Origin of the sequence: [Ruminococcus] lactaris ATCC 29176 (assembly GCF_025152405.1) — a bacterium.
In the GTDB taxonomy this organism is placed as follows: domain Bacteria; phylum Bacillota; class Clostridia; order Lachnospirales; family Lachnospiraceae; genus Mediterraneibacter; species Mediterraneibacter lactaris.
Genome location: NZ_CP102292.1, coordinates 2,093,224 through 2,105,900 on the forward strand (window position 1 = coordinate 2,093,224; position 12,677 = coordinate 2,105,900).

A 12,677-nucleotide genomic window follows, 5' to 3' on the forward strand; every position below is an offset into this window, starting at 1 on the left:
CGGTTCTGACTTTTTATCCCGATTTTACTGCCCTGCTTTTATTCAGGACCTACTTATTCTGATCCTTCTCCTGCTTTTCTTCTTTCAGTTCCTCAAGAACTTCTGCAATCAGGACTCTCTCATCCATCGGATATTTCACACCCTTGATTTCCTGATAGTCCTCATGACCTTTTCCAGCAAGCACGATCACGTCCCCCACTTCACCGTGGCTGATGGCATACTTGATGGCCTCCTTACGGTCACAGATCTCCACGTATTTTCCATTGGTTCTTCCAATACCGGTCTTGATATCGTCAATGATCGCCTGCGGCTCTTCAAATCTTGGGTTATCCGAAGTAATGATCGTCAGGTCTGCCAGTCTTCCTGAAACTTCTCCCATTTCAAATCTTCTGTCTCTGGAACGGTTTCCCCCGCATCCAAATAAGCATACCAGACGCTTCGGATGATATTCCTTCAATGTGGTCAAAAGACTCTCCAGACTCATCGCATTATGAGCATAATCAATCATCAGCGTAAAATCATCCGACACCTTGACCATCTCAATTCTTCCCTTTACCTTTGCCTTTTTCAGGGCATCTTTGATCAGTTCTGCCGGCACTTCAAAATGTCTGCATACTGAGATCGCAGTCAGAGAATTGTAGACGCTGAACGTTCCCGGAATGTCGATTTCAACATCAAAATCCATCACTCCTGCTACATGATATGCCACTCCCAGATATCCCGGTCTGGATACCAACTGCACATTCTCTGCACGCAGATCTGCCTTTTCCGAAAATCCAAAGGTCTCCACTTTACAGGTTGCACCTGAGAAAACATCCTCAAAATATTTATCATCCACATTCGCAATTCCCAGTCTGCACTGCTTGAACAGAAGTCCCTTACATCTCTTATAATCTTCAAAATCTTTATGTTCATTCGGGCCGATATGATCTCTTCCGAGATTCGTAAAAATACCGATCTCAAACGGAATCCCTGCTGTCCTGTGGAGCATCAGTCCCTGCGAAGACACCTCCATGACCACGCAGTCACATCCTTCTTTTACCATCTCTGCAAAATACTGATGGATCGTATAGGACTCCGGTGTCGTATTGGCTGCAGGGATCTTTTTCTCTCCGATGATCGCCTCGATCGTTCCGATCAGTCCGACCTTATGTCCTGTCTCCTCCAGAATAGACTTGATCATATAAGTGGTCGTCGTCTTTCCCTTTGTACCGGTAATTCCCACAATCTTCAGCTTCTCTGCCGGATACCCAAAATACGCTGCTGACATCAGTGCCAGTGCATATCTCGTATCTTCGACTTTAATGACCGTCACATCTGCCGGCACTTCCACATCTTTCTCCACAACGACTGCAGCCGCTCCTTTTTCTGCAACTTCTGCCGCATACTTATGACCGTCTGACACTGCACCGCTGATGCAGACAAAGACAGACCCGTTCTCTACTTTTCTTGAATCATTGATCAAGGTTGTCACTTCCGTTTCTGCACTTCCCTGAACCACTTTATATTCCAATCGCTCCAATAATGTATCTAATCTCACAACGCTTCCCTCCTTGCATAGACTTTCACTGCTATAGCATAACATAATTTTTCTTTATGTGCCACTTTTTCTCCTGCCTCTGCTGCCCACACTGCCTGTGCCGGGCAATGCATTTTTCTGCTCTCACTTTTTCTTCGGACGGTACAGAGTTCCTTTTATAACAGTATCTTTCCCAAAACGGCTGTTCAATTCCTCCAGTGCCGCTTTCAGTTTCTTATGCTTTTCATCCGGTTCTTCCGGTGGCTTCAGGTCAAAAAGGGTCAACTGCTCCGGTGCGGACTCTTCCACCAACTTAGAAGTCCTGATCCCCAGCAGTCTTACCGGCTCTCCGCTCCATAACTCCTGAAATAATTTCCCCGCCTTTTCAAGCAGTACCTCCGGCTGTGCGGACGGCTTTTCCAGCTGCATCTGATGCGATGCATTCCGAAAATCAAAATACCGGATCTCCACACTGAGCATTCCGGCTTTTTTCCCTGCTTTCTTCAATCTTATGCCGACACTCTCTGCCAGATTCTTCAGCACTTTTTCTGCTTCTTCATAGGTGACTGCATCTTCCGCCAGTGTCGTTGAATTTCCGATTCCTTTTGCCTCATCCGGTACAGACTGCACTTGATCATCTCCGATCCCGTTGGCGAACTCCCACAACATACGTCCATGACTTTTCAGATGAAGCTCGATCAGTGCCTCCTCTGACCTTGCCAGATCACCGATCGTATTGATCTCCAGCTTTTTCAGTATTTCCACACTGGATCTTCCTGCCATATACAGCTCACTGACCGGAAGCGGCCACATCTTCTGCCGGATCTCATCCGGGAAAAGGGTGTGCGTCTTATCCGGTTTTTCAAAATCTGAAGCCATCTTTGCCAGCAGCTTATTCTCTGAAATACCAATATTCACCGTAAAACCGAACTGCTTCTTCACGCCCTTCCTGATCCATTCAGCTCCCTCCTGCGGAGATGGAAATCTGTCCGCGATCTCCGTAAAATCCATATAACACTCATCCACACTGACCTGCTCAATCTCTTCAGTAAATGTACGCAGATACTCCATCAGTCTCCGGCTCTTCTCACGATACATTTTATGATCCGGTGCTTTCATGATAAGATTCGGACATTTCCGGAATGCATTTACAACCGGTTCCCCCGTCCTGATCCCGTACTTTTTTGCTAATGGAGATTTTGCAAGGACAACTCCGTGGCGGGACTTCTGATCCCCACCAATGATCGCAGGAATCTGCCGGAGATCTACTTTTGCTCCTTTTTTCAATTCCTCTACTGCTGTCCAGCTTAAGTATGCAGAGTTGACATCAATATGAAAAATTATTTTCCGCATAAGATGCTCCCCTTCTTATATTCTAGTCAGATACCTTTCATTTCTTGTATACATTAAAAAATCCCCGTGATACAGTACTTTTATTGTACCATACCACGGGGAGCTTTTCATCTCTTTCTTCTTTGCTCTCTTCCGGCTATCAATTTATGCCGTCCAGCTTATCCCTGCTTTACCACAGCCTCCAGTTTTCCATCTCTGACATCGATCAGAATTGTATCACCCCGACCGACATTTCCTGCAAGGATCAGTCTTGCTGCAAGCGTCTCCACATTTTTCTGCAGATACCGCTTCAGTGGTCTTGCACCATACATCGGATCGTATCCGCCTTCCACTACAAAATCTTTTGCAGCTTCTGTCAGTTCGATCTGAAGTTCTTTTTCTTCCAGCCGACGGTTTACATCTTTGACCAGCAGATCAATAATCGAGCGGATATTGGTCTTCGTCAGTGGCTTGAACATAATGATCTCATCCAACCGGTTCAGAAATTCCGGTCTGAAATGAGCTTTCAGGTCATTCATTGTCATTTTCTGACACTGTTCGTCAATAGATCCGTCTTCTTTGATGCCCTCCAACAGATAATTTGCTCCGATATTGGAGGTCATGATCAGGATCGTATTCTTGAAATCGACCGTGCGTCCCTGAGAATCTGTGATTCGTCCGTCATCAAGTACCTGTAACAGCACATTAAAGACATCCGGGTGGGCTTTCTCGATCTCATCAAAAAGAACAACCGAATACGGTTTTCTTCTGACTGCTTCTGTCAACTGTCCGCCTTCATCATATCCGACATATCCCGGAGGAGCTCCGATCAGTCTGGACACGGAATATTTCTCCATATACTCACTCATGTCAATACGGACCATATTATTCTCATCGTCGAACAGACTCTGAGCAAGTGCTTTTGCAAGTTCCGTCTTACCGACTCCGGTCGGACCAAGGAACAGGAATGAACCGATTGGCTTACTCGGATCTTTGATTCCGGCTTTGGAACGGATGATTGCCTCCGTTACAAGTTCTACGCCTTCGTCCTGACCAACCACACGCTTATGCAGTTCATCTGCAAGATGGAGCGTCTTATTTCTCTCACTTTCATTTAATTTTGCTACCGGAATCCCCGTCCATCTTGAAACGATTCGTCCGATTTCTTCATCTGTCACCGCTTCATGCACCAGGGAAAGATCTTTGGCTTTCACCCGTTCTTCCTCTTCTTCCAACTGCTTCTGCAATTGTGGGAGTTTTCCATATTGCAGTTCTGCTGCCTTATTCAGATCATATTCTCTCTGTGCTTTCTGAATTTCCTTATTGACCTGCTCGATCTCCTCACGGATCTTCTGAACATGCTCAACCGATTTCTTTTCATTCTCCCACTGGACTTTCTTACCTGCATACTGCTCTTTCAGTTCTGCCAGCTCTTCCTGCAGATGCTCCAGCCGTTCTTTACTCAGACGGTCTTCTTCTTTTTTCAATGCAGACTCTTCAATTTCCATCTGCATTACACGCCGACGCAGTTCATCCAATTCTGTCGGCATGGAATCAAGTTCTGTCTTGATCAATGCACACGCTTCATCCACAAGATCGATTGCCTTATCCGGCAGGAAACGGTCTGAAATATAACGGTTGGATAGTGTAACTGCAGCTACCAATGCACTGTCGGTAATCTTTACTCCATGGAAAACTTCATACCTTTCTTTCAATCCTCTTAAGATTGAAATGGCATCTTCCACGGTCGGCTCATCTACGAGAACCGGCTGAAAACGACGTTCCAGTGCCGCATCCTTTTCAATATATTTCCGATATTCATCCAGTGTCGTTGCTCCGATACAGTGCAGCTCTCCTCTTGCCAGCATCGGCTTTAACATATTTCCTGCATCCATAGCACCATCTGTCTTACCGGCACCAACAATCGTATGCAGCTCGTCAATGAAAAGGATAATCTTTCCATCACTATTTTTTACTTCCTCAAGAACGGCTTTCAGACGCTCTTCAAATTCTCCCCGGTACTTTGCACCTGCGACCAATGCTCCCATATCCAATGAGAAGATTGTCTTGTCCTTCAGTCCTTCCGGTACATCTCCGCTGACGATCCGCTGGGCAAGTCCTTCTACAACTGCCGTCTTACCTACACCGGGTTCACCGATCAGCACCGGATTATTCTTCGTTTTTCTTGAAAGGATCCGGATCACATTGCGGATCTCTTCATCTCGTCCAATCACCGGATCCAGTTTCTGCTCTCTTGCCCTGTCCACCAGATCCTGACCATATTTATTTAAAGTATCATAAGTTGCCTCCGGGTTATCACTGGTGACTCTCTGATTTCCCCGGACAGTAGAAAGAGCGTGCAGGAATCCTTCCCGGCTGATACCAAATTCCCGGAATAATTCTTTCATCTCACGACTTGCATATTTCATCATGGCAAGGAACAGATGCTCAACGGAAATATATTCATCCCCCATCTGCTTTGCCTCATCTTCAGCATGAATCAGAACATTATTCAGATCCTGGCCGACATAAGCCTTGCCTCCCTGAACCTTTGGTCTTTTCCCAATCGCCTGCTCTACACGATTTACGAAGAGCTGACTCTGGATACTCATTTTTTCAAGTAATTTTAAAATCAGGCTGTCATCCTGCGTAAGCAATGCATACAGCAGATGCTCCTGTGCCAGTTCCTGATTGCCATTATCTGCGGCAATCTTCTCACAGTTCTGAACAGCCTGCAAAGAATTCTGCGTAAATTTATTAATATTCATAGTCTTTCCCTCCTTTGAACCACAAGCTTTCTCCACGAAACTCTTCTTTCAGATGATCTGCGGAGTCTTTCTTTCGTGTTCTAGTAGAAATATAGCACGTATTGTTAGCACTGTAAAGAGTTGAGTGCTAATTTTTCAAAAATTTTTGATGTCAGGGTCAAAAGGTCTGAAACCACGTGTGCTTGCACACTGGTGGTAGAATGACCTTGAGACCCGCCCCGATATGAGCATAAAAGTGGGGCGTAAGCACCACGATATGCGAATAGCGGGTAGGATTGTGGGAGTGCGTAGCACGAAACAATCCGTTGGCATCATTGTTGGGGGCTTTTGACCCCAACATCATATTTTTTATAAAGCACATTTTCCTGGACTTCATAATGAGCCTGTCAGCACAGAGGGATTAGACTATCTACGCATTCAGGGCAGCGACCACTGGGTTGTTACTATGAAGGCAGATGATCCTCTTTCACAAAAAAGGATCTGCTCGGTCTTCCGCTGATTCTCCCGGAACGTACCACAATCCAAAGTGAATTAGCCAACTGGTTTGGCAATGATTTTGATAAACTGGACATTATATTTACCAGCAATCTCGGCACAAATGCCGGAGTGATGGCTCTTCACGGACTGGGATTTCTTTTCTGCTGCTTTTTATTTTTATTACTTTCTTTTTCTTTTCTTTGAATAAATCCAGTAAAACCCGGCTGAACATGCCATATAGATGGCCTCAATTCCTACAGAGATCCGAAATTCCGTTGAATGAATATTCTGAATATTCATTCCCATGATCGGGAATGTAAATAAATGAGGCAGAAGTCCCAGCATACTTCCGGCAAAATAGACTTTATAATCAATTCCAATTGCCCCAAGATACAGGCTCAGGACATCACTCGGTATTTTTCCGATCACCCGAAGAAGAAATGTCAGTATGAACCCATTTCCTGTACAGATCTCTTTTAACTTCTCCGTCTTCGGATACTTCTTCATAATCGAACTGACCATCGTACCGCCACCTTTTTTCCCTATGAGCCAGGGAAGTGTAACCATGATGGCAGCACCGCAGAAATTCACGGCAATGGCAAATTTCATTGGAAAGATCATTCCGCTTACCGCAAAAAGCAGACCGGAATAAATAACGACACTGACGCTTTTTACAGCAAACAGTCCCATCATCATAAAGAATGCTGCCAATAAATTTCCGGGTGTATGGTTCAGGATCTGCTCAGTTGTCAGTTCTTTTCTAAAATAAAAGCATCCTGCAATAATGATACACCACACGATCAGTAATCCGGTCTTCTGCCATTTTTTCATTCCGGTTTCCTCGCTTTCTAATTAATTTTTTTTCTTTTCTGCGAAATAATCAGTCCAATCAGTATCAAGATCGAACCTGAAACGGATGCGACGGTCATTTTCTCATCCAATACAAACATTGATAATACTACCGTCACGACAGGGGAAACATAGATATATACACTGGTCTTGACGACTCCGATCCATTTTGTTGATAAATTCCAGAGGAAAAATCCAACAGCACTTGCACCGACACCGAGGAACAGAAAATTGGAGATTACTTCCGGTCGTTTCAATGCGTCCATATCCCACATCGCATGCTGCAAAATAAGCACCGGAATCAGAAAAATAATTCCATAAAAGTAAATTCTTCTTGTTACCGCAGCCGTTGGATAATTCCACTCTTCAATCTTTTTAACAGTCGCAGAATACAATCCCCAGGAAATCATTGCAAGAAAAGCGAGGAAATCACCTGCCGGATTTAAATTCAGGCTTTTCTGCCCGTTCAGGCTGATCAGAATAATTCCGGTTATGGCGATCACAAATCCTATAAAAAAGTTTCTTCCCGGTCGTTCACTTTTAAAGAAAATTCCAACCATAACCGCAACAAAAAACGGTGCACATGCAACAATAATTCCTACATTGGATGCATAAGTCATCGTTAATGCAGTATTTTCCATCATGAAATACATCACAATCCCAAAGAAACCTGCAGCCGCAAATCCCAGTTCTCTCTTCTTATCTGCAACTTTTAGACGGTGCGGGAAGAAAACCCACAATGCCAAAAATGCAAGTACCGCTCTTGTGAACAGGATTTCCACAGGAAGGAAATATTTCAACAATACTTTTGTCGATACAAAAGTTGCTCCCCACATGATCTGCGTTCCACATGCCAGTATATGCCCTGTTACTTTTTTTCTTTCGTCTGTCATCTGCAATTTCCCCCGCCTTTTCCTATAATATAGATGTCGGGGTCAAAAGCCCCCGACTTTGATGCCTACGGATTGCTCCGTGCTACGCACTCCCACAATCCTACATCATAATATATGCTCTGAATAAAAGAAAAAACCTTCAAAAGTCTTCCGTTACATAACCGAAGACTTTCAAAGGTATAAAAATAAGCGGGTGATGGGAATCGAACCCACGTATCCAGCTTGGAAGGCTGGTGTTCTACCATTGAACTACACCCGCGTGTCAAACACAAATAATATATTACCATACTTTTCAAAAATTGCAAGTGCTAATTTTATTTTTTTCGATTTTTGCAATTTTTAATCATTCTATAGGTAGGCAGACAGTTCTCTACCAAAAGCCGGTTTCGTACCAGCCTCTGCTTTTTCGGCACAGGAACTGTCTGCCATTTTACTGCTTATTCACAGGCTGCTCTTTTTTCACTTTTCCTTCGTAAAATCTTTTTCCCTGTTCCCACAAAATTGGCAACAGGAAAAGAACTATCCCCAAAATCATGACCACATTTTCTGAAAGGGCTGCTGCAGAATTTCCATCCTGCCTTCTTCCTGTCTGTTGTCTGTCCCCAGGTTCTACAACATCTCATAGAATACACCAACAGAATCATTTCTACAGATTTTTTACATACAACGCCCGGATTGCATTCAAAACTGCAATCACCATAACACCTACGTCCGCAAAGATTGCAACCCACATATTCGCAATACCGATTGCACCGAGGATCAGACAGATTGCCTTGATCGTCAATGCAAAGATGATATTCTGATAGACAATGCGGATACATTTCTTTGAAATTTTGATTGCTTTTACAATCTTCAGTGGATCATCATCCATCAGGACAACATCTGCCGCCTCAATCGCTGCATCTGAACCCATGGCTCCCATGGCAATTCCGATATCAGCCCTGCCAAGCACCGGAGCATCATTGATTCCATCTCCCACAAATGCCAGCTTCGCCTTTTCCGGTTTTTCAGCCAGCAGTCTTTCCACCTGGGCTACCTTGTCAGACGGAAGAAGTTCACTGTAAACCTCATCCAGTCCCAGCTTTTCTGCTACCTGGTCTGCTACACGCTTCGCATCACCAGTCAGCATTACTGTCTTCTCGATTCCGGCAGATTTCAATGCTCTGATTGCCTCTTTGGATGTCGGTTTCTCCACATCAGAAATGAGAATATGCCCCATATATTTTCCGTCAATCGCAATATGGATGATCGTTCCTGCACTGTGGCACGCAATCGGAGTGATTCCAAGCCGCTTCATCAGTTTATCATTTCCTGCAGCAACAAGCTTTCCATCCACCTTTGCGGTCACACCATTTCCGCTGATCTCCTCAATTTCGGATACTCTCGTCCTGTCGATCTCTTTTCCATAAGCACGCTGGATGCTCCTGCTGATCGGATGAGAGGATGCACTCTCTGCCAGTGCCGCATATTCCAGAAGCTTCTCTTCTTCCATTTCACTATGATGAACACCATTTACCTCAAATACGCCTTTGGTCAGTGTACCGGTCTTGTCAAATACAACATATTTTGTCTGAGACATTGCCTCAAGATAATTTGATCCCTTCACCAGCACACCTTCGTGACTCGCTCCACCGATTCCGGCAAAGAAACTCAGCGGAATACTGATGACCAATGCACACGGGCAACTGATTACAAGGAATGTCAACGCACGATAAATCCACATATCCCACTGCGGGGCTGCTCCCATCGCCAGCATACGGACTAACGGAGGAAGGATTGCCAGTGCCAATGCCCCATAGCACACTGCCGGGGTATAATATTTTGCAAACTTTGAAATAAAGTCCTCGGATCTGGATTTTCTTGAAGTTGAATTTTCTACCAGTTCCAAAATCTTAGAAACAGTAGACTCTCCAAATTCTTTTATTGTCCGTATCTTCAGCACTCCGGTCATATTGATACATCCACTGATGATCTCATCTCCCACTTTTGTCTCACGCGGAAGACTTTCTCCGGTCAAAGCACTTGTATTCAATGTTGAAGTTCCCTCTATAACTATTCCATCAATCGGAACTTTCTCTCCCGGCTGAACAACGATCACTGTGCCGATTTCTACTTCATCCGGATCTACCCTTTCCAACTTTCCATCCTGCTCTATGTTTGCATAATCCGGACGGATATCCATCAGTTCACTGATATTTCTCCGGCTCTTTCCAACTGCATAACTCTGGAATAATTCCCCGATCTGATAGAACAGCATAACGGCTACCGCCTCGTTGAAATTTCCCGATCGGTCATAAATTGCAATGGCGATCGCTCCTATTGTAGCAACTGCCATCAGAAAGTTCTCGTCAAATACCTGTCGGTTAAGGATTCCTTTTCCTGCTTTTTTCAGAATATCATAACCGATAACCAGGTATGGGATCAGGAAAAGAATCATCCGCAAAATTCCCTTTACCGGTATAAAATTCAGTGCGATCAGCAGTACTGCTGCAATGATAATACGGATCAGCATCTTTTTCTGCTTCTTCGTCATAAACCTTCACTCCTTTTATTCTGCCTCTTACAGATAAATCTCGCAATCATCTTCTACTTTTTTGCAGTTTTTGAGGACATCTTTCATAACTGCCTTTACATCCTGTTCTTCCTCAAACTCCACGATCATTTTCTGAGTCATAAAATTAACTGTTGCAGTCTTGACACCTGCAGTCTTCTTTGCAGCTTCTTCCATTTTATTTGCACAATTTGCACAGTCTACTTCGATTTTGTAAGTCTTTTTCATAGTTCCGTCTCCTTTTTCAATCAGAATATCTTTTAGGGGTATCAATTAAATATTTGTTTAATTGTTATATCTTCATTATACAAATCAGGAGGGAAATGTCAAGAGGGAAATTTGTATTTGTTGGAATGATACGCTTGTAAAGCAAAAGACCTCTTTATGGCGAAGCGGACGCGGAAATCAGAGATATTCCTTCGCAGTGCAGGCCCGCTTTACCTCAGCCCGTTGACCGTTTGTAACTCGAAAGTGGAAATCTTCGTGCAATGGCACTCGATTTACTTTCTCTAACAAACGCTGCAAAGTGTCTTCGGAACGCTCCTGCTAATGCACCTGCTTAGGAACACCCTGCTTTCCGCTGACCATCTCGATAAGAAGTTTTTTAGCTCCACAGCGTATCCACCCAACAATGCAAATTTAAAAAGAATAGAAAAAAGCCGGATGGCTATTGACTAAGATATTCGATCATAAATATCAGATAATAGATATTGTATTTAATATGATGTCAGGATCAAAAGGTCTGAAACCACGTGTGCTTGCACACAGGTGGTAGAATGACCTTGAGACCCGCCCCGATATGAGCATAAAAGTGGGGCGTAAGCACCAGGATATGCGAATAGCGGGTAGGATTGTGGGAGTGCGTAGCACGAAACAATCCGTTGGCATCATTGTTGGGGGCTTTTGACCCCAACATCTTTAATATTTGACTAATCATTCATCTTAGTTGATAGCCTTCCGGCTCTTTATTTCTTATTGAAATTTCGTATTGTTGAGAGAAAATGTCCCGGTACGAGGAACTCTTTCTGACTTGAAAAGCCTAATATCCACACTTGTTGTTGCGTGAGCAGTGCATTGACAGGGAGCGTTCCGAAGACACTTTGCCCAACTTGTTAAGGAACGTAAACAGGAGTGCCTCTGCACGAGTGTTTCCACATTCCTGTTACAAGTTGTCAACGGGCTGAGGTAAAGCGGGTCCTGCACTGCGATGCAACAACAAGTGTGGATATGGACGCTCTTCTGTCAGAAACACTTCTTGCTGTCGCGATATTTTCACCCCAACAACTACAAATTTCTCCCCTCTTGACATCTTATGATAAAATAGAACTAACAGCTTTTTACATCTTGAGAAATTTTTATTAAGAACAGGAGGCTTTTTATGCCAGGACATATTCTTCCCCACAGCCACGGTGAATCTATGAATACCGAACATATTCTTCATGTAATCTCTCAGACAGATAATTTTCAGACCGTTGCAGAATCTTTTAAAATTCTCGGAGATCCGACCCGTATCCGTATTTTCTGGATGCTCTGCCATTGCGAAGAATGTGTCATTAACATTTCCGCTATGATGGATATGAGCAGTCCTGCTGTCTCTCATCATTTGCGTCAGCTTAAAAGTGCCGGACTGATCGTCAGCCGGCGTGAGGGAAAAGAAGTGTATTATAAAGCGGCCGACACAGAACAGAGCCGACTGCTGCATATTATGATCGAACAAGTATTAAAAATCACCTGTCCGGGGAACTGATCGCAGTCCCCGGATTTTCCATTTTTATTTCGTTTCTATTTGATTTTTAAATCTTTCTGCTTATTTTTTCGGCTTTTTCCTGATTTCACTGTATTTCCCGCAACCCACAAAATACTTCCTGCTACGATACAGAAATCTCCTACATTGTATGTCAGTCGGTCGAATTTTTTATTTTTCTGTCTGATTCCTATATAATCTACCACATAGCCTCTTCGGAATCTGTCCCATGTATTACTCCACGCACCTGCAGCGGTCAGAGTCAGCCCAAGCTTTTCCAGTATTCTTCCTTTTCCTGCACCGACAACAGCTCCTGCTCCTGTTACCACAGTTGTCACTGCAAGGGAAAGTTTTTTTACTTCTTCCGAACATTCTGATAAAAGTTCAAATCCTACCCCCTGGTTATGTACTCTCCGAAGCACGATCCTGCCGGTCAGCTTTTTCTCTGTTCCCGGCTGCAAATTCTCTTCTACATAATTTTTCAGACTTTCATCTAACAGAAATATTCCTGCACCGACAAGCGGTAAAAGAACTTTTTTCATCA

At 44.0% G+C, this 12,677-nt stretch carries 11 protein-coding genes, 1 tRNA gene and 1 pseudogene; 2 read left to right on the forward strand and 11 right to left on the reverse strand.

Going from position 1 to position 12,677, the window contains the following annotated elements:
* Window positions 1-49 precede the first annotated feature (49 nt).
* From NQ541_RS09820 to NQ541_RS13240, 4 genes are all read right to left on the reverse strand, one after another.
* Window positions 50-1,540 (reverse strand): UDP-N-acetylmuramoyl-L-alanyl-D-glutamate--2,6-diaminopimelate ligase, encoded by a 1,491-nt coding sequence (locus tag NQ541_RS09820; RefSeq protein WP_005610695.1) that lies wholly within the window; start codon window positions 1,538-1,540, stop codon window positions 50-52.
* A 123-nt stretch (window positions 1,541-1,663) separates the two neighbouring features.
* Window positions 1,664-2,872 (reverse strand): Y-family DNA polymerase, encoded by a 1,209-nt coding sequence (locus NQ541_RS09825; protein WP_005610697.1) that lies wholly within the window; start codon window positions 2,870-2,872, stop codon window positions 1,664-1,666.
* 158 nt (window positions 2,873-3,030) lie between these two features.
* On the reverse strand, window positions 3,031-5,619 hold the full coding sequence (gene clpB, locus NQ541_RS09830; protein ID WP_044940581.1) for an ATP-dependent chaperone ClpB: 2,589 nt from the start codon (window positions 5,617-5,619) through the stop codon (window positions 3,031-3,033).
* A gap of 157 nt (window positions 5,620-5,776) precedes the next feature.
* Complete coding sequence (locus NQ541_RS13240) at window positions 5,777-5,962, reverse strand: hypothetical protein (RefSeq protein WP_081442944.1); 186 nt, start codon at window positions 5,960-5,962, stop codon at window positions 5,777-5,779.
* Window positions 5,963-5,989: 27 nt separating this feature from the next.
* Here NQ541_RS13240 and NQ541_RS13245 point away from each other — a divergent pair.
* Window positions 5,990-6,252: pseudogene (locus tag NQ541_RS13245) on the forward strand (LysR family transcriptional regulator); the annotation flags it as partial.
* A gap of 24 nt (window positions 6,253-6,276) precedes the next feature.
* Here the strand turns inward: NQ541_RS13245 and NQ541_RS09840 are convergent.
* The 6 genes from NQ541_RS09840 to NQ541_RS13250 all read right to left on the reverse strand — a co-directional run bounded on the left by NQ541_RS09840 (window position 6,277) and on the right by NQ541_RS13250 (window position 11,305).
* On the reverse strand, window positions 6,277-6,927 hold the full coding sequence (locus NQ541_RS09840) for a TVP38/TMEM64 family protein (protein WP_005610706.1): 651 nt from the start codon (window positions 6,925-6,927) through the stop codon (window positions 6,277-6,279).
* Between the two features lie 17 nt (window positions 6,928-6,944).
* Window positions 6,945-7,838: a DMT family transporter gene (locus NQ541_RS09845; protein ID WP_005610709.1), complete on the reverse strand. Its 894-nt coding sequence runs from the start codon at window positions 7,836-7,838 to the stop codon at window positions 6,945-6,947.
* Between the two features lie 188 nt (window positions 7,839-8,026).
* Window positions 8,027-8,097 (reverse strand) — tRNA-Gly (locus NQ541_RS09850).
* Between the two features lie 387 nt (window positions 8,098-8,484).
* Entirely contained in the window at window positions 8,485-10,371 is a 1,887-nt protein-coding gene (locus tag NQ541_RS09855) for a heavy metal translocating P-type ATPase (RefSeq protein WP_005610710.1), read from the reverse strand.
* 27 nt (window positions 10,372-10,398) lie between these two features.
* Entirely contained in the window at window positions 10,399-10,617 is a 219-nt protein-coding gene (locus NQ541_RS09860) for a cation transporter (protein ID WP_044940586.1), read from the reverse strand.
* Window positions 10,618-11,122: 505 nt separating this feature from the next.
* On the reverse strand, window positions 11,123-11,305 hold the full coding sequence (locus tag NQ541_RS13250) for a hypothetical protein (RefSeq protein WP_226968662.1): 183 nt from the start codon (window positions 11,303-11,305) through the stop codon (window positions 11,123-11,125).
* 462 nt (window positions 11,306-11,767) lie between these two features.
* Between NQ541_RS13250 and NQ541_RS09870 the strand changes: the two genes are divergently transcribed.
* Window positions 11,768-12,136, forward strand: a complete 369-nt coding sequence (locus NQ541_RS09870) for an ArsR/SmtB family transcription factor (protein WP_005611635.1) — start codon at window positions 11,768-11,770, stop codon at window positions 12,134-12,136.
* 35 nt (window positions 12,137-12,171) lie between these two features.
* On the opposite strand, the gene NQ541_RS09875 is transcribed toward NQ541_RS09870, so the two are convergent.
* Window positions 12,172-12,675 carry a signal peptidase II gene (locus NQ541_RS09875; protein WP_005611632.1) on the reverse strand — a complete coding sequence of 168 codons (504 nt, stop codon included), beginning with the start codon at window positions 12,673-12,675 and terminating at the stop codon, window positions 12,172-12,174.
* Window positions 12,676-12,677 lie beyond the last annotated feature (2 nt).